Below are 16,372 nucleotides of genomic sequence, written 5' to 3'. Positions count from 1 at the left end.
CCGCGCGCCGGCACGCTTGAACAATCTGCCGTTCGGCCGATCGTACGCCGGTTGCGCAACGGTCGCCGGAACGCGCACGCGCCCGGCGGCCAAATAAAAAAAGGCCCCGCGAAGACTGCGGGGCCTTTCGGCTACGAAGCCCGTGGGTGCCTGAACTTAGGCAGCCGCCGGGACGACGATGACCAGATGCTTCTTGTCCGCGCCCTTCGTCGCGAACTTGACGTGACCGTCGACCAGCGCGAACAGGGTGTGATCCTTGCCCATGCCGACGTTCTCGCCTGCGTGCATGCGCGTACCGCGCTGACGCACGATGATGCCGCCGGCATTGATTGCCTGGCCGCCGTACACTTTCACGCCGAGACGTTTCGACTCGGAGTCGCGGCCGTTCCGGGAAGAGCCGCCTGCCTTTTTGTGTGCCATCTGATTGCTCCTTTACCGAGGCGCTTACGCGTTGATCGCGTCGATGCGCAGCTCAGTGTAGTTCTGGCGGTGGCCGCCGTGCTTTTGGTAGTGCTTCCGGCGACGCATCTTGAAGATGGTGACCTTGGCATGACGACCGTGCGACACAACGGTGGCCTTGACGGAAGCCCCACTGACCAGCGGCGTACCGAACTTAATCGATTCGCCTTCGCCCACTGCGAGAACCTGGTCGAGCGTGATTTCAGCGTCAATGTCAGCCGGTATCTGTTCTACTTTGAGTTTTTCGCCAACGGCAACCTTGTACTGCTTGCCGCCGGTTTTTATGACCGCGTACATTGAGAACCTCACTCTGGATCCAATTTTTCCGCACACCACGCGCGGAAAACATGTGATTATACATGGGGTTAGCACCGAAGTCAAAACCGATCGACGATCGCCACGCGCGAGCCTCGGCCGAACGGCCAAATTCGCGGCTGCGGCACGTGTGACAGACCGGGATATCTCGGATTCGACTTATAATCCGCGGCATCACCCAATTCCATCATCATGTCGTCGTCCACCGCCTCCCCCACCCTCAGCGCCGCCCACCTGCTCGCTCCGATCACCAGCGACATGGAGCAGGTGAATCGCGTTATCCGGCAAAGCCTCGCGTCCGACGTGCTGTTGATCAACCAGATCGCCGAGTACATCATCGGCGCGGGCGGCAAGCGGCTGCGCCCGGCGTTGCTGCTGCTCGTCGCCGGTGCACTCGGCGAGACGTCGCACCAGCGGCACGTGCTGGCCGCCGTCGTCGAGTTCATCCACACGGCCACGCTGCTGCACGACGACGTCGTCGACGAATCCGAGCTGCGCCGCGGCCGCCAGACCGCCAATGCGCTGTTCGGCAACGCGGCGAGCGTGCTGGTAGGCGACTACCTCTATTCGCGCTCGTTCGAGATGATGGTCGGCGTCGGCAAGATGCGCGTGATGGAGATCCTGTCCGAAGCGACGACGATCATTTCCGAAGGCGAGGTGCTGCAGCTCCTCAACATGCACGACGCGGACGTCGACGAAGCGCGCTACATGCAGGTGATCCGCTACAAGACGGCCAAGCTGTTCGAGGCATCGGCACGCCTCGGCGCGGTGCTCGCGGGCGCCGATGCGCCGACCGAGGCCGCCGCCGCCGAATACGGCCGCCGGATCGGCACCGCATTCCAGATCATGGACGACTGGCTCGACTACGCGGGCACCGTCGAGGCAATGGGCAAGAATGCCGGCGACGACCTCCGCGAAGGCAAGCCGACGCTGCCGCTCATCTATCTGATCGAGCGCGGCACGCCCGAGCAGGCAGCGCTGGCACGCGAGGCGATCGAACAGGGCGGCACCGATCGCTTCGACACGATTTTCGAAGCGATCACGCGCTCGGGCGCACTGGATCACACGCTCGAATGCGCGCGCCAGGAAGCGCAGGCGGCAGCGGCCGCGATCGCCGCATTCCCCGATTCGATCTACAAGGAGAGCCTGCTCGCGCTGTGCTCTTACTCGACGTCGCGGCAGTCCTGATTGCATGTCGTGTGTCGCCGCCACGGCTGCGACACATGTTCGACACGGGAAAATCACCTGTCTCGAAAAATTTTTTCTCCAAGGGCTTCCCTTCTTGAAGAAACGTCGTTATAGTTATGTTCTTGCTTGACGACGCAGCGGTCTTGAAGAAGACGGCGAAATCGGAAGAGTACAAATCGGGGTGTAGCTTAGCCTGGTAGAGCGCTACGTTCGGGACGTAGAGGCCGGAGGTTCGAATCCTCTCACCCCGACCAGATTTTGAAAAAACCGTGCACCATGTGCACGGTTTTTTTTCGTCCGGCCGCCGCGGCTCGTCGTGTCGCGCACGACACATCACGGTCGCCGGCCTCTGCTATATTTCCCCCATCCCTGTCCTTCACTGCTCCTTCCAACGCGTGGACCAAATTCCCTTATGGGCGCAAATCGGCGCCGTCTTCCTGCTTCTCCTCTGTTCCAGCTTCTTTTCCATTTCCGAGACCGCGATGATGGCGCTCAATCGCCATCGGCTGAAGCATCTCGCCAGCCAGGGTGCGCTCGGCGCGAAAACCACGCAGGGGTTGCTGACGCGCACTGACCTGCTGCTCAGCGTGATCCTGATCGGCAACAACCTGTTCAACACGATCATCCCGGTCCTGACGACGTCGCTCGCGCTCCATACGTTCGGCCGCAACAACCTCGCGCTGTCGATCGCGACCGGCATCGTCGCGTTCCTGATCATCGTGTTCGCCGAAATCGCGCCGAAGATCGTCGGCGCGACGTTCCCCGAACGCATCGCACTGCCCGCGAGCCTCGTGATCGCGCCGCTGATGCGCGTGTTCAAGCCGGTCGTCTGGTTCGTCAACGCACTCGCGAACGGCGTGCTGTGGGTGCTGCGCATCAACACGAAGAAGGGCCGCGACCAGCGGATGTCGGCCGACGAGCTGCGGGCCATCGTACTCGAGTCGAGCAGTTTCATGCCGACCAAGCACCGCAGCATCCTGCTCAACCTGTTCGACCTCGAGAACATCACGGTCGACGACGTGATGGTGCCGCGCCGCCAGATCGAGTCGCTCAACTTCTACGCGCCGCTCGACGACGTCCTGCACCAGCTCGAAACCTGCTATCACAACCGGCTTGTCGTCTACGAAGGCGACATCGACAAGGTGCTCGGCGTGCTGCACGTCCGCAAGACGCTGACCGCGCTGCACAACCAGGAGTTCGACCGCGAGACGCTGCGCACGCTGCTCGCCGAGCCGTACTACGTGCCGTCGGGCACGCCGGTGGTCCAGCAGCTCCAGTTTTTCCAGGAAACGCGGCAGCGGACCGCGCTCGTCGTCAACGAGTACGGCGAACTCGAAGGGCTCGTCACGCCCGAAGACATCATCGAGGAGCTGATCGGCGAATTCACGACATCGATGCCGCGCAGCGAACGCGCGGGCGGCTGGGACGAGAACGGCGAATGCATCGTGTCGGCCAGCATGCCGCTGCGCGAACTGAATCGCTGGCTGCACCTGAAGCTGCCGACCGACGGGCCGAAGACGCTGAACGGACTGGTCCTCGAAATCCTCGAGGAAATTCCGGAAGACGACGTGTGCCTGAAAATCGGCGACGTGATGCTCGAGGTGATGCGCAGCGACGATCAGGCCGTGCGCACCGTCAAGCTCTTCAAGCCGCGCGGCTCGCGCACCGCACGCGCCGCCGCGCGTTAGCCGAACGGCCGACTGCCGGCGCCGCCCGCGACGCGCGACCATCTGCTGGTCACGGTCAACTGGCGGCCAGCGTGCCGGCTCACATGCATTTCACTCCTCCCGGGGCGCCGCTGCGCACGCAGCCGCCGCCCGCTCATTCCGATGCAACGCCCGTCACCGCACCGCGCGCGCTCGACGCGGCCCAGCTCGACGACGCGCCGGCCGTGCGGCTGCTGACGGACACGCTTCACGCGGCACGCGTGCGCGACGCATCCGACATCCACGTCGAACCGTTCGAAGCCGGCTGGCGCATCCGCCTGCGCATCGACGGCGTGCTGCACGAACATGCGCGGCCACCTCTTCATCTGCGCGACGCGCTCGTCACGCGGATCAAGGTGCTCGCACGCATGGACATCGCCGAGCGACGGCTCCCGCAGGACGGCAGGCTGCGCATCGCGATCGACGGTGGTACGCGCGGCGACTACCGCGTCAGTTCGCTGCCGACGTTGTTCGGTGAAAAACTCGTGCTGCGGCGCCTCGAAACCCTGCCGACCGACCTCACGCTCGCCCGTCTCGGCTTCGACGCGCAACAGGCGGCCGCGATGGAAGCCGCGATACGCGCACCGCATGGCCTCGTGCTCGTCACGGGCCCGACCGGCAGCGGCAAGACGCTGTCGCTCTACTGCGCGCTGCAGATGCTCGATCGCGACGCGCACAACGTCTGCACGGTGGAGGATCCCGCCGAGATCCAGCTCGACGGCATCAGCCAGGTCGGCGTCGCCGAAAAGGCGGGGCTCACGTTCGCGACGGCACTGCGCGCGCTGCTGCGGCAAGATCCGGACATCATCATGGTCGGCGAGATTCGCGATGCGGAGACGGCCGACGTCGCGATCAAGGCCGCGCAGACCGGCCATCTTGTGCTGTCGACGCTGCACACGAACGACGCGCCGGCCGCCGTCGCGCGGCTGCTCGACATCGGGGTCGCTCCATACAACCTCGCGGCCGCGCTGCACCTCGTCACCGCGCAGCGCCTCGTGCGGCGGCTGTGCACTACCTGCCGCATGCACTCGGACGCACCGGTGCCCGTATTGCACGATGCGGGCTGCGACCCGGCTGCTCTCGCCGCAGGATGGCGGCCGTTCGTCGCGCGAGGCTGTTCGGCCTGTCACGGCATCGGCTATCGCGGCCGCATCGGCCTGCATCAGACGATGCCGGTATCGCCCCGGCTGGCGGAACGCATCGTCGCCCGGGCAAGCGTCGGCGAACTCGCGCAATGCGCGGCGGCCGAAGGCGTGCGCAGTTTGCGCGACGCGGCGTTCGCGCGCGTCCGGGACGGCACGACGAGCATCGCGGAAGCCATCGCCGCGACACCTGCGGCATGAGCATGCGCACAACGCCGCGCGAAAGCCGCTTCGCATGGCGCGGCCGCCATCGCGACGGCACGCCACGCCGCGGGATCATCATCGCGTTCGACGCCGCGAGTGCACGCGCCGCGCTCGCACGCGACGGCATCGCAGTCCTGTCGCTCGACATCCGCGGGCCGGCCCGGCCGCCAACGGCCGGCACGCGGGACGTCACGCGCTTCACGCGCCAGCTCGCGAGCCTCCTGCAGGCCGGGTTGCCGCTCGCGCCGTCGCTCGAGATGCTCGCGCGCACGCGGCCACGCGACGGCCTGCCGCGCATCGCCGCCGGTCTCGCACGCGAGATCGTCGGCGGCCATCGCTTCGCCGATGCACTCGCACGCTATCCGGCGCAGTTCGGCACACTGTATCGCCAGCTGATCGAGGTCGGCGAAGCGTCAGGCTCGCTCGGCGTCGTGCTGACCCGGGTCGCGGAGCACCGCGAGCGCGCCGACGCGCAATGGCGCAAGCTGCGGGCCGCGCTTGCCTATCCGGCGGCCGTCATCCTGTTCGGGCTCGCGATCTCGGCCGCGTTGATGGTGTGGGTCGTACCGACGTTCCGCCAGATCTTCGACGGTTTCGGCGCCGCGCTGCCGGCACCGACCCGTGCGCTGCTCGCGTTGTCCTCGGCACTGTCGGCGTGGGGCGGTGTGCTGGTTGCCGGTACGGCGGCAGCCGCGCTGGCCGCCCATCGCGCGCTACGGCTGTCGGCGCCACTGCGCCGCGCCGTCGCGCGGCGCCTGCTGCACGTCCCGCTCGCGGGGAGCGCGATGAGCCGGTTCGCGGCCGCGCGCTGGTGCCGATCGCTGGCGACGCTGCTCGGCGCCGGCGTGCCGCTCGCAGACGCCTTCGCCACGCTCGAACGCACGGCCGGCCATCCCGTGTTCGAGCGCGCTACCGTCCACATCGCCGCCCACGTGCTGCGCGGCGCGCGTCTCGCGGACGCGATGCAGTCGGCCGGCTGCTTTCCGGACGACGTCGTGCAGCCGATCGCCGTCGCCGAGGAGACCGGTGCGCTCGACACGATGCTCGCCGACATCGCCGCGCTGTGCGAGCGCCAGCTCGACGCGCATCTCGATACGCTCGCCGCGCTCGGCGAGCCGCTGATCGTGATCGTACTGGGCGCACTCGTCGGCGGCCTCGTGATCGCGATGTACCTGCCCATCCTTCAGCTCGGCAACGTGGTGTAGCATCGCAACCGATTCTGTCGCCTTTTAAGTCCGAACCTTGAGCCTCATGACGCCAGCGCCCTTGTCCGCCGTTACCGATTCGCCCGAGAGCACGCTGCTCGCGCTGGCGATGCTGCCGCCCGCGCTGCAGTACGCGTTCGCGGTCGTCATCGGCCTGTGCGTCGGCAGCTTCCTGAACGTGGTCGTGCACCGGCTGCCCGTGATGATGCAGCGCGCATGGCAGGCCGAGATCGACGAAGCGACCGGCAACACGAGTGCCACGCACGAAGACGGCTACCCGCCGCGCTACGATCTGTGGCGCCCGCGCAGCGCTTGCCCGCATTGCGGCCACGTGCTGCGCGCATGGGAAAACATCCCGCTCGTCAGCTACCTGATCCTGCGCGGACGCTGCCGACGCTGCGGCCACGCGATCGGCATCCGTTATCCGCTCGTCGAACTCGCATGCGCGCTGCTCGCCGCCGGCTCGCTCGCGGCATTCGGCCCGACCGTCGCCGCGCTCGCCGCGTTCGCGCTGTGCGCCGCGCTGCTCGCGATGAGCGCGATCGATATCCGCACAGGCTACCTGCCCGACTCGATGACGCTGCCGCTCCTCTGGGCCGGGCTCGTGCTGAACCTCGGCGGCACGTTCACATCGCTGCGCTCGGCCGTGATCGGGGCCATGGCCGGCTACCTGTTCCTGTGGTCGGTCTACTGGCTGTTCAAATGGCTGCGCGGCATCGAGGGCATCGGTTTCGGCGACCTGAAACTGCTCGCCGCGCTCGGCGCATGGATGGGCTGGGCCGCACTGCCGCAGGTCGTGCTGTTCGCCGCGGTGACGGGCGCAGTCGTCGGGCTCGTCGCGACCTGGCGCGGTCGCATGCGCTTCGAGGAGCCGATTCCGTTCGGCCCGTTCCTCGCGGCAGGCGGTGTCGCGACGCTGTTTTTCGGCACCCCTTTCTATTCGGCGCTCGGAGGCTGACATGTTCGCAATTGGACTCACCGGCGGCATCGGCAGCGGCAAGACGACCGTCGCCGACCTGTTTGCCGCCCGAGGCGCATCGCTGGTCGATACCGATCTGATCGCCCATCGCATCACCGCGCCGGGCGGCCTCGCGATGCCCGCGATCGAACAGGCATTCGGCCGCGGCTTCGTTGCTGCCGACGGCTCGCTCGACCGCGCGCAGATGCGCGCACTGATCTTCAGCGACGACGACGCGCGCCGGCGCCTCGAAGCGATCACGCACCCGCTGATCCGGGCGGAGACCGATCGTGAGGCGCGCGAAGCGCAGGGCCCATACGTGATGTTCGTCGTGCCGCTGCTCGTCGAATCCGGCAACTGGAAGGCGCGCTGCGATCGCGTGCTCGTCGTCGACTGTCCGGTCGAAACGCAGATCGCACGCGTGATGCAGCGCAACGGCTTCACGCGCGAGCAGGTCGAGGCGATCATCGCGCGGCAGGCGTCGCGGGAGGCCCGCCTCGCGGCGGCCGACGACGTCATCGTCAACGACGCGACGACGCCCGATGCGCTCGCCGCGCAGGTCGATGCACTGCACCAACGCTATCTCGGGTTCGCGCTCGCTGCGCACTGAGCCTCGCGCGCGATCGTGATGGTGTACGAAATTGGCGCGTTGCTAGGGTAGAGCGTGGGCATTAGAATGTCCTGCATTGTTTCCATCCCTACCCAAGAGGCGAGCGCGCTTGATTCTTTACGAGTATCCGTTCAACGAGCGAATTCGCACGCTGTTGCGCCTCGAAGATCTCTTCGAGCGCTTCGCGTTCTTTTTGGCTCAGGAGGACCCGCGTGAACACCACGTCGCGCTGACGACGCTGTTCGAAATTGCCGAGGTAACGGGCCGCGCGGACCTGAAATCGGATCTGATGAAGGAGCTCGAACGTCAACGCCAGACGCTCGCCCCCTTTCGCGGCAATCCGGGCATCGAGCAGAACGCGCTCGAAGCCGTGCTCGGCGAAATCGAGCAGACGCTCGCGAATCTCGCGCAGATGCAGGGCAAGACCGGTCAGCACCTCGTCGACAACGAGTGGCTCGCCAGCATCCGCAGCCGTGCGGTGATTCCGGGCGGCACGTGCAAGTTCGACCTGCCGTCGTACTACGCATGGCAGCAATGGCCCGCCGAGCAGCGGCGCCAGGACATCGCGAAATGGATCCTGCCGATGCTGCCGCTGCGCGATGCCGCTGCGATCGTGCTGCGGCTCGCGCGCGAATCGGGTCAGGCGTCGAAGGTCATGGCGATGCAGGGCAGCTACCAGCAGATGCTGTCCGGCCGCACCTATCAGTTGATGCAGGTGCGCGTGGCGCCGGAATTGCGCGTCATTCCCGAGGCAAGCGCCAACAAATACATGCTGTGGGTACGGTTCACCATGCAGGACGGCGACGTGCGGCCGCGCGCGGTGGACATCGACGTGCCGTTCCATCTGACACTGTGCAATCTGTAACGGCCGCGTGCCGGATCAACGCTTTCGTATGACTACCGTCGTGAAATGTCCTTCGTGCGGCGCGGAAGTGCGCTGGACGCCTGAAAACAAGTTCCGTCCCTTCTGTTCGGCCCGCTGCAAGCAGCTCGACCTCGGCGCATGGGCCGCGGAAAAGTATCGGATCGGCGGTTCCTCCGACGAGGGTCCGTCATCGGAAGAAGACGGCACGGACAACCGCCGCGACAGCTGAGCGGCGCGCAGCGCCGCCGTCCGCCGTGCCGCCCGCCGATCTGGCCCGCGTTTCAGGTGGGCCGCCACGGCGTCATTGCGACGCCGCTTCCTTCTCGAGCAGTTCGAGCACCGGCAGCGCCGCCGGCAACAGCGGCGCGACTTCGACCGGCAGTTGCTGCCACACGAACGCCTGCCCTTCCTTGCTGTGCGGCTCGCCCGTCCAGCCCGTCACCTTGCAGAAATAGAGCCGCACGTACGCATGCGGATAATCGTGCTCGAGCGTGTGCCAGCGGTGGCTGGCAGTGACTTCGATGCCGAGTTCCTCGTGCAGCTCGCGCGCCAGCGCGTCCTCGACGCTTTCGCCGGCCTCCAGCTTGCCGCCCGGGAACTCCCAGTAACCTTCATACGGCTTGCCCTTCAGCCGCTGCGCGAGCAGATACCGGCCGTCCGGCTGCACCATCACGCCGACCGCGACTTCCGTCACCTTGCGGCCGTCCGGCGCCCGCACGGCGCCCTGCGCCTGATCCGCGCTCATGCTTGCTCCTTGCGACCCGACCAGTCACGCGCAAACTGCCACGCGACGCGCCCCGACCGCGAGCCGCGCTCGAGCGCCCACACGAGCGCATCGCCGCGTGCGGACTCGATCTCCGCATCCGGGCAACCGAAATGACGCAGCCAGTGCCCGACGATGTCGAGATAGTCGTCCTGCTTGAACGGATAGAAGCTGACCCACAGACCGAAGCGCTCCGACAGCGAGATCTTCTCCTCGACGACTTCGCCGGGGTGAATCTCGCCATCCGGGAGATGCTTGTACGTCTCGTTGTCGCTCATGTACTCGGGCAGCAGATGGCGGCGGTTCGACGTCGCGTAGATCAGCACGTTGTCCGACTGCGCGGCGATCGAGCCGTCGAGCGCAACCTTCAGCGCCTTGTAGCCCGACTCGCCTTCCTCGAACGACAGGTCGTCGCAGAACACGATGAAACGTTCGGGACGCTGCGAGATCAGGTCGACGATGTCGCCGAGATCGTGCAGGTCGTCCTTGTCGACTTCGATCAGACGCAGCCCGTCCTTCGCATACGCGTTCAGGCACGCCTTGATCAGCGACGACTTGCCGGTACCGCGCGCGCCGGTCAGCAGCACGTTGTTCGCCGGCTTCTGCTGCACGAACTGCCGCGTGTTCTGGTCGATCAGCCCTTTCTGGCGATCGATGTTATGGAGGTCGTCGAGCGTGATCGACGACACGGCCGGCACCGGCTGCAGATAACCGCGCCCCTGGCGCTTGCGCCAGCGGAATGCGTGTGCGGCATTCCAGTCGACCACTGCCTGCGCGGGCGGCAACATCCCCTCGAGACGACCGAGCAGCGCTTCCGCGCGCGTCAGAAACTGTTCAAGCTTGTCCATGTCGTTCAGGCACTCCTGATCAGGAGCGGTAATCCGCGTTGATGCTCACGTAGTCGTGCGACAGGTCGCACGTCCAGATGGTGGCCTGTGCGTCGCCGCGGCCAAGCAGCACGCGGATCGTGATTTCGCTCTGCTTCATCACGCGCTGGCCGTCCTCTTCCTGGTAAGCCGGGTTGCGGCCGCCCGCCTTCGCGACGAGCACATCGTCGAGATAGAGATCGATCTTGCCGACGTCGAGATCCGCGACGCCCGCATAGCCGATCGCCGCGAGAATCCGGCCAAGGTTGGGGTCGGATGCATAGAAGGCGGTCTTCACGAGCGGCGAATGGCCGATCGCGTAAGCGATCTGGCGGCATTCCGCGACGCTCTTGCCGCCTTCGACCTGCACCGTCATGAATTTCGTCGCACCTTCGCCATCGCGCACGATCAGCTGCGACAGCACCTGCGCGACTTCCGTCACCGCATCGCGCAGCGCCGCATAGGCCGGCGAATCCGTCGACGTGATCGCCGGCAGCGTGCTCTTGCCCGACGCGATCAGGATGAACGAGTCGTTCGTCGACGTGTCGCCGTCGATCGTGATGCAGTTGAACGAGCGGTCGGCCACTTCCTTCACGAGCGTGTCGAGCACCGGCTGCGCGACGTTCGCGTCGAACGCGAGGAAGCCCAGCATCGTCGCCATGTTCGGCTTGATCATGCCGGCGCCCTTGCTGATGCCCGTCAGCGTGACCGTGTGACCGTCGATCGTCACCTGGCGGGACGTGGCCTTCGGCAGCGTATCGGTCGTCATGATCGCCTGCGCGGCATCGAACCAGTTCGCGGCCTTGCGGTTCGCGAGCGCGGCCGGCAGCCCGGCCTTCAGGCGGTCGATCGGCAGCGGCTCGAGGATCACGCCGGTCGAGAACGGCAGCACCTGCGCCGGCTCGATGCCCGCGAGACGCGCGAGTTCCGTGCAGGTTTCGCGCGCGTTCACGAGGCCCGGCTCGCCGGTACCCGCATTTGCATTGCCCGTATTCACGACCAGCGCGCGGATGCCCGCGCCGCCCGCCCGTACCTTCGCCAGATGCTCGCGGCAGACGGTGACCGGCGCTGCGCAGAAACGGTTTTCGGTGAATACGCCCGCGACCGTCGCGCCTTCGTCGACGGAGATGACCAGCACGTCCTTGCGATTCGGCTTGCGGATGTTCGCTTCCGCCCAGCCGAGCGTGACGCCGGCGACGGGATGCAGTTGGGCGGGATCGATCGACGGAAAATTGACAGCCATGGGGCACACCTGCCGGATGGAAAATGCCGGCACGTGCCGGCATCGATTGGAAGAACCGGCGGCCCCACGCGGGCCGCCACAACTCACATCACTGACTCGAAGCTGCGAACGACGCGGCACGCGTGACGCGCGCCGCCGTCGATCATGACAGCTTCCCGTGACATTGCTTGTACTTCTTGCCGCTGCCGCACGGGCACGGGTCGTTGCGGCCGACCTTCGGCATTTCGCCGCCGGGGCCGCTGTGCGTCATCGCGCTGCCGACCATGTCGGCCGTTGCCGTGGCCGCCGCGGCAGCCGTGACGTTCGCCACCGGCGCACCGGCTTCCGCGTAATCGGCGTGCTGGTACTCGACGTTCTCGAGATGACCTGCGCGCTCCTCGATCTGCTCGGCCGCTTCCTCGAGCTGTTCCGGCGACTGGATCTGCACGTTCATCACGACGCGCGTGACTTCCTGCTTGATCGCCTCGAGCATCGCGGCGAACAGCTCGAACGCTTCGCGCTTGTATTCCTGCTTCGGGTTCTTCTGCGCATAGCCGCGCAGGTGGATGCCCTGGCGCAGATGGTCGAGCGCCGCGAGGTGCTCGCGCCACAGGCGGTCGACCGTCTGCAGCATCACCGAGCGCTCGAATGCGCTGAACGATTCGCGGCCGACCATCGCGACCTTCGCCTCGTACTGCTCGTCGGCGGCCGTCATCACGGCGTCGAGAATCTCCTCGGCCGTAATCGACGACGACTCGTTCACCATTTCCTGGATCGCGAGGTCGAGCTGCCAGTCGTTGCGCAGCGCTTCCTCGAGCTCGGGCACGTCCCACTGCTCCTCGATGCTGCCTTCCGGCACGAACTGGCGGACGACTTCGGCGATCACGCCGTGACGCATCGCGGAGATCGTCTCGGTGATGTCGTGCGCTTCGAGCAGCTCGTTGCGTTGCTGGTAGATAACCTTGCGCTGGTCGTTCGACACGTCGTCGTATTCGAGCAGCTGCTTGCGGATGTCGAAGTTGCGCGCTTCGACCTTGCGCTGCGCGGACTCGATCGAGCGCGTGACGATGCCGGCTTCGATCGCCTCGCCTTCCGGCATCTTCAGGCGATCCATGATCGAGCGCACGCGGTCGCCCGCGAAGATGCGCAGCAGCGGATCGTCGAGCGACAGGTAGAAGCGCGACGAGCCCGGATCGCCCTGGCGGCCCGCACGGCCGCGCAGCTGGTTGTCGATCCGGCGCGATTCGTGGCGCTCGGTGCCGATGATGTGCAGGCCGCCAGCGGCCTTCACCTGCTCGTGCAGCGTTTCCCACTCGTCGTGCAACTGCTGGATGCGGCGCGCCTTTTCGTCGGCCGGGATCGCGTCGTCGGCCTCGATGAACGCGGCCTGCTTCTCGGCATTGCCGCCGAGCACGATGTCGGTACCGCGGCCGGCCATGTTGGTCGCGATCGTGACGCGCTTCGGACGGCCGGCTTCCGCGACGATCGCCGCTTCGCGCTCGTGCTGCTTCGCGTTCAGCACCTCATGCGGCAGCCCGGCCTGCTTCAGCAGGTGCGACAGCAGTTCCGAGTTCTCGATCGACGTCGTGCCGACCAGCACCGGCTGGCCGCGCTCGTAGCAGTCGCGGATGTCGCGGATCACCGCGTCGTAGCGCTCCTTGGCCGTCTTGTAGATCTGGTCCTGCTTGTCGATCCGCTTCGGCGGGCGGTTGGTCGGGATCACGACCGTCTCGAGGCCGTAGATCTCGTTGAATTCGTACGCTTCGGTGTCCGCGGTACCGGTCATGCCGGCCAGCTTCGCGTACATCCGGAAGTAGTTCTGGAACGTGATCGACGCGAGCGTCTGGTTCTCGCTCTGGATCTTCACGTGTTCCTTCGCCTCGACCGCCTGGTGCAGGCCGTCGGACCAGCGGCGGCCGGCCATCAGGCGGCCCGTGAATTCGTCGACGATGACCACTTCGCCGTTCTGCACGACGTAGTGCTGATCCTTGTGGAACAGCGTGTGTGCGCGCAGCGCCGCGTACACGTGGTGCATCAGCGTGATGTTCTGCGGCGCGTACAGGCTCTCGCCCTCGCCGATCAGGCCCCATTCGGCGAGCAAGCGCTCGGCCTTCTCGTGGCCCGATTCCGTCAGGAACACCTGGCGGGCCTTCTCGTCGAGCGTGTAGTCGCCCGGCTTCTCGACACCCGTGCCGTCGGCCTTCTCTTCGCCGATCTGGCGCTCGAGCAGCGGCGGCAGTGCGTTCATCCGCACGTACAGCTCGGTGTGATCCTCGGCCTGGCCCGAAATGATCAGCGGCGTGCGCGCTTCGTCGATCAGGATCGAGTCCACTTCGTCGACGACCGCGAAGTTCAGTGCCCGCTGCACGCGCGCGTCGGTCTCGTAGACCATGTTGTCGCGCAGGTAGTCGAAGCCGAACTCGTTGTTCGTGCCGTACGTGATGTCCGCCGCGTAAGCCTGCTGCTTCTGGTCGTGCTCCATGCCGGACAGGTTGATGCCGACCGACAGACCGAGGAAGTTGTAGAGGCGCGCCATCCATTCGGCGTCGCGCTGCGCGAGGTAATCGTTGACGGTCACGACGTGCACGCCGCGGCCGGCCAGCGCATTCAGGTACACGGGCAGCGTCGCGACGAGCGTCTTGCCCTCGCCGGTGCGCATTTCCGCGATCTTGCCGTAGTGGAGCACCATGCCGCCGATCATCTGCACGTCGAAGTGCCGCATCTTCAGCACGCGCCGGCTGGCCTCGCGACAGACCGCGAACGCCTCGGGCAGCAGCTTGTCGAGCGACTCGCCGGCCGCGACCCGCTGGCGGAATTCATCCGTCTTGCCGCGCAACTGGTCGTCCGTCAGCTTCTCGATCTGCGTTTCGAGCGCATTGATCGTCGCGACGGTCTTTTGGTATTGCTTGACGAGCCGCTGGTTGCGGCTGCCAAAAATTTTCTGGAGAAAACCGGTTGTCATCGGATCGGATCCTGCGTCGCAGCACCGGCGCCCGGCGCGTGTTGCGCGCCCCGACGCCCGAGCCTCGGCGGCTTAGCGAATTAGTGGACTCAAACATCGAATTTTAGCACGCGGGGAAGCGCGCGCCCGCGTCTCGGCCGGACGGGCACTGCGCGCCGACGGCCGGGCCCACGGGGCGAAAGCCGCCCGTGCACGGGCCCGCGCGGGTACAATCGGCGTCAACGTCCGCGCGCGTGCGCGCCCGAAGAATGTCTCGATGAACCGATTTTCCAAGCGTTTCGGCCCGCTCGCCGCCTATCGCCCGCAACCCGTGTCCGAAGTGCTCGGCCGCACCGACGCGTTCGCGGCACTGCGCGCCGGCGTCGAGCAAATCGCATCGTTGCAGCGCGATCTTGCCGCGCTCCTGCCCGATTACCTGGCGAACCACGTCGAACCCGGCTTCGTGAAGGACGGCACCCTGACCCTCTTTGCCGCGCACAATGCGCTGGCCGCGCGGCTGCGGCAGGTCGAGCCGCGGCTGCTCGGCGATCTCCAAAAGCGCGGCTGGCCGGTCTCGACGCTGCGCGTGCGCGTGCGCCCGAAGGATGCGCCGGAGCCGCCGCACGTGAAGCAGGCGCGGATGACGTCGGTCGGCGCGGCCGCGTTGCGGGATCTGGCCGATCATCTCGAACCGTCGCCGCTGCAGGCCGCGCTTGCGCGAATGGCGGCCCGGCACGGCGCAAAGCCGCGCTGACGGCCTGCGCCGCCGGCATCGTCCGGCCAACAAAAAAGCAGCCCGAAGGCTGCTTTTTTTTGCTTGCGCCGAACGCAGTTCAGGCGAAGGCCGTCTGCGCGTCGAACGCGAAACCCTTCGGCGCGGCTTGCGGATCGTCGAACGTGACGATCTCGTACGCATCTTCGTTCGCGAGCAGCTCACGCAGCAGCGCGTTGTTCAGCCCGTGGCCCGACTTGTACGCCGTGTACGACGCCAGCAGCGGATGGCCGATCACGTACAGGTCGCCGATCGCGTCGAGCATCTTGTGCTTCACGAACTCGTCGTCGTAGCGCAGCCCGTCGTTATTCAGGATGCGGTACTCGTCGAGCACGATCGCATTTTCCATGCTGCCGCCGCGGGCGAGGCCCATCTCGCGCAGCATCTCGGCCTCGTGCGCGAAACCGAACGTGCGTGCGCGCGCGATCTCGCGCACATACGACGTATTCGCGAAATCGACCTCGAGCTCCTGGCCGGTCTTGTCGACGGCCGGGTGACGGAAGTCGATCGAGAATTTCAGCTTGAAGCCGAAGTACGGATCGAGACGCGCGAACTTGTCGCCGTCACGGATTTCGACCGTCTTCTTCACCTTGACGAAGCGCTTCGGCGCGTTCTGTTCCTCGATCCCGGCGGACTGGATCAGGAACACGAAGGTCGCCGCGCTGCCGTCCATGATCGGGATTTCCTCGGCCGTCACGTCGACATAGAGGTTGTCGATGCCGAGGCCGGCGCATGCCGACATCAGGTGCTCGACGGTCGACACACGCACGCCATCCTTCTGCAGCACCGACGCGAGCCGCGTATCGCCGATCGACGTCGCCGCGGCGGGAATGTCGACGGGCGTGGGAAGGTCGACGCGGGAGAACACGATGCCCGTGCCCGGTGCGGCAGGACGGAGCGTCAGCTCGATCTTGCGGCCCGAGTGGACACCGATACCCACGGTCTTCACGATGGATTTGATGGTGCGCTGCTTCAGCATGATGTTCTTCGTCGTGATTGAAGATATCAATCAGGAGTTATATTCGATAGGAGGGATTATAGCGTAATTCCCTATTCAACGCAGTTTGAAACTGCGTATCAATCTGTTTCGGCTGTTTACCCCTGCCGATACGGGACGGGCCGATGCCCGGAACGGAGGCGTTTCCGGTCATCAGCC

Annotated in this window: 16 protein-coding genes and 1 tRNA gene; 10 read left to right on the top strand and 7 right to left on the bottom strand. The window is 66.1% G+C overall.

What is annotated here, in order from left to right; all coding sequences use genetic code 11:
- Nucleotides 1–156 precede the first annotated feature (156 nt).
- Nucleotides 157–420, bottom strand: a complete 264-nt coding sequence (rpmA, locus tag FOZ70_RS20995; protein ID WP_006476999.1) for a 50S ribosomal protein L27 — start codon at nucleotides 418–420, stop codon at nucleotides 157–159.
- A gap of 24 nt (nucleotides 421–444) precedes the next feature.
- Nucleotides 445–756 (bottom strand): 50S ribosomal protein L21, encoded by a 312-nt coding sequence (rplU, locus tag FOZ70_RS20990; RefSeq protein WP_006025184.1) that lies wholly within the window; start codon nucleotides 754–756, stop codon nucleotides 445–447.
- 210 nt (nucleotides 757–966) lie between these two features.
- Here rplU and FOZ70_RS20985 point away from each other — a divergent pair, with 210 nt between their 5' ends.
- The 9 genes from FOZ70_RS20985 to FOZ70_RS20945 all read left to right on the top strand — a co-directional run bounded on the left by FOZ70_RS20985 (nucleotide 967) and on the right by FOZ70_RS20945 (nucleotide 8,881).
- Nucleotides 967–1,962: a polyprenyl synthetase family protein gene (locus FOZ70_RS20985; RefSeq protein ID WP_042975355.1), complete on the top strand. Its 996-nt coding sequence runs from the start codon at nucleotides 967–969 to the stop codon at nucleotides 1,960–1,962.
- Nucleotides 1,963–2,139: 177 nt separating this feature from the next.
- Nucleotides 2,140–2,216 (top strand) — tRNA-Pro (locus FOZ70_RS20980).
- Between the two features lie 141 nt (nucleotides 2,217–2,357).
- Nucleotides 2,358–3,650, top strand: a complete 1,293-nt coding sequence (locus tag FOZ70_RS20975; protein WP_060072261.1) for an HlyC/CorC family transporter — start codon at nucleotides 2,358–2,360, stop codon at nucleotides 3,648–3,650.
- Between the two features lie 83 nt (nucleotides 3,651–3,733).
- Nucleotides 3,734–5,011 (top strand): ATPase, T2SS/T4P/T4SS family, encoded by a 1,278-nt coding sequence (locus tag FOZ70_RS20970; protein WP_021159897.1) that lies wholly within the window; start codon nucleotides 3,734–3,736, stop codon nucleotides 5,009–5,011.
- Nucleotides 5,008–6,219, top strand: a complete 1,212-nt coding sequence (locus tag FOZ70_RS20965) for a type II secretion system F family protein (protein ID WP_219706631.1) — start codon at nucleotides 5,008–5,010, stop codon at nucleotides 6,217–6,219. The genes FOZ70_RS20970 and FOZ70_RS20965 overlap by 4 nt, the downstream gene beginning before the upstream one ends.
- A gap of 46 nt (nucleotides 6,220–6,265) precedes the next feature.
- On the top strand, nucleotides 6,266–7,177 hold the full coding sequence (locus tag FOZ70_RS20960; protein WP_060131190.1) for an A24 family peptidase: 912 nt from the start codon (nucleotides 6,266–6,268) through the stop codon (nucleotides 7,175–7,177).
- Between the two features lies 1 nt (nucleotide 7,178).
- Entirely contained in the window at nucleotides 7,179–7,787 is a 609-nt protein-coding gene (gene coaE, locus FOZ70_RS20955) for a dephospho-CoA kinase (protein WP_059484638.1), read from the top strand.
- Between the two features lie 109 nt (nucleotides 7,788–7,896).
- Nucleotides 7,897–8,652: a cell division protein ZapD gene (gene zapD / locus FOZ70_RS20950; protein ID WP_021159901.1), complete on the top strand. Its 756-nt coding sequence runs from the start codon at nucleotides 7,897–7,899 to the stop codon at nucleotides 8,650–8,652.
- 28 nt (nucleotides 8,653–8,680) lie between these two features.
- Nucleotides 8,681–8,881: a DNA gyrase inhibitor YacG gene (locus FOZ70_RS20945; protein ID WP_021159902.1), complete on the top strand. Its 201-nt coding sequence runs from the start codon at nucleotides 8,681–8,683 to the stop codon at nucleotides 8,879–8,881.
- A 72-nt stretch (nucleotides 8,882–8,953) separates the two neighbouring features.
- Here FOZ70_RS20945 and FOZ70_RS20940 read toward each other — a convergent pair whose 3' ends face one another.
- The 4 genes from FOZ70_RS20940 to secA all read right to left on the bottom strand — a co-directional run bounded on the left by FOZ70_RS20940 (nucleotide 8,954) and on the right by secA (nucleotide 14,465).
- Nucleotides 8,954–9,397, bottom strand: a complete 444-nt coding sequence (locus FOZ70_RS20940) for an NUDIX domain-containing protein (protein WP_021159903.1) — start codon at nucleotides 9,395–9,397, stop codon at nucleotides 8,954–8,956.
- Nucleotides 9,394–10,263: an ATP-binding protein gene (locus tag FOZ70_RS20935; RefSeq protein ID WP_059649657.1), complete on the bottom strand. Its 870-nt coding sequence runs from the start codon at nucleotides 10,261–10,263 to the stop codon at nucleotides 9,394–9,396. The genes FOZ70_RS20940 and FOZ70_RS20935 overlap by 4 nt, the downstream gene beginning before the upstream one ends.
- Before the next feature lie 19 nt (nucleotides 10,264–10,282).
- The gene (gene argJ, locus FOZ70_RS20930; RefSeq protein ID WP_021159905.1) at nucleotides 10,283–11,524 is read right to left on the bottom strand and encodes a bifunctional glutamate N-acetyltransferase/amino-acid acetyltransferase ArgJ; all 1,242 of its coding nucleotides are present in this window, start codon (nucleotides 11,522–11,524) and stop codon (nucleotides 10,283–10,285) included.
- A gap of 142 nt (nucleotides 11,525–11,666) precedes the next feature.
- Nucleotides 11,667–14,465: a preprotein translocase subunit SecA gene (gene secA, locus FOZ70_RS20925; protein ID WP_059484641.1), complete on the bottom strand. Its 2,799-nt coding sequence runs from the start codon at nucleotides 14,463–14,465 to the stop codon at nucleotides 11,667–11,669.
- Between the two features lie 256 nt (nucleotides 14,466–14,721).
- Here secA and FOZ70_RS20920 point away from each other — a divergent pair, with 256 nt between their 5' ends.
- Nucleotides 14,722–15,198 carry a DUF721 domain-containing protein gene (locus FOZ70_RS20920; protein ID WP_021159908.1) on the top strand — a complete coding sequence of 159 codons (477 nt, stop codon included), beginning with the start codon at nucleotides 14,722–14,724 and terminating at the stop codon, nucleotides 15,196–15,198.
- A gap of 79 nt (nucleotides 15,199–15,277) precedes the next feature.
- Here the strand turns inward: FOZ70_RS20920 and lpxC are convergent, their stop codons facing one another.
- On the bottom strand, nucleotides 15,278–16,195 hold the full coding sequence (gene lpxC, locus FOZ70_RS20915) for a UDP-3-O-acyl-N-acetylglucosamine deacetylase (protein WP_027788449.1): 918 nt from the start codon (nucleotides 16,193–16,195) through the stop codon (nucleotides 15,278–15,280).
- Between the last annotated feature and the right edge of the window lie 177 nt (nucleotides 16,196–16,372).

The organism is Burkholderia sp. COPS (genome assembly GCF_019425585.1).
Taxonomy (GTDB): Bacteria; Pseudomonadota; Gammaproteobacteria; order Burkholderiales; family Burkholderiaceae; genus Burkholderia; species Burkholderia cepacia.
This window is presented reverse-complemented; position numbering and strand designations above follow the sequence as displayed.

Bases quoted from the DNA above. Each gene is read 5' to 3' on its own strand.
- rpmA (WP_006476999.1), bottom strand. From the start codon at position 420: ATGGCACACAAAAAGGCAGGCGGCTCTTCCCGGAACGGCCGCGACTCC.
- rplU (WP_006025184.1), bottom strand. From the start codon at position 756: ATGTACGCGGTCATAAAAACCGGCGGCAAGCAGTACAAGGTTGCCGTT.
- FOZ70_RS20985 (WP_042975355.1), top strand. From the start codon at position 967: ATGTCGTCGTCCACCGCCTCCCCCACCCTCAGCGCCGCCCACCTGCTC.
- FOZ70_RS20970 (WP_021159897.1), top strand. From the start codon at position 3,734: ATGCATTTCACTCCTCCCGGGGCGCCGCTGCGCACGCAGCCGCCGCCC.
- FOZ70_RS20965 (WP_219706631.1), top strand. From the start codon at position 5,008: ATGAGCATGCGCACAACGCCGCGCGAAAGCCGCTTCGCATGGCGCGGC.
- FOZ70_RS20960 (WP_060131190.1), top strand. From the start codon at position 6,266: ATGACGCCAGCGCCCTTGTCCGCCGTTACCGATTCGCCCGAGAGCACG.
- coaE (WP_059484638.1), top strand. From the start codon at position 7,179: ATGTTCGCAATTGGACTCACCGGCGGCATCGGCAGCGGCAAGACGACC.
- FOZ70_RS20945 (WP_021159902.1), top strand. From the start codon at position 8,681: ATGACTACCGTCGTGAAATGTCCTTCGTGCGGCGCGGAAGTGCGCTGG.
- FOZ70_RS20940 (WP_021159903.1), bottom strand. From the start codon at position 9,397: ATGAGCGCGGATCAGGCGCAGGGCGCCGTGCGGGCGCCGGACGGCCGC.
- FOZ70_RS20935 (WP_059649657.1), bottom strand. From the start codon at position 10,263: ATGGACAAGCTTGAACAGTTTCTGACGCGCGCGGAAGCGCTGCTCGGT.
- argJ (WP_021159905.1), bottom strand. From the start codon at position 11,524: ATGGCTGTCAATTTTCCGTCGATCGATCCCGCCCAACTGCATCCCGTC.
- secA (WP_059484641.1), bottom strand. From the start codon at position 14,465: ATGACAACCGGTTTTCTCCAGAAAATTTTTGGCAGCCGCAACCAGCGG.
- FOZ70_RS20920 (WP_021159908.1), top strand. From the start codon at position 14,722: ATGAACCGATTTTCCAAGCGTTTCGGCCCGCTCGCCGCCTATCGCCCG.
- lpxC (WP_027788449.1), bottom strand. From the start codon at position 16,195: ATGCTGAAGCAGCGCACCATCAAATCCATCGTGAAGACCGTGGGTATC.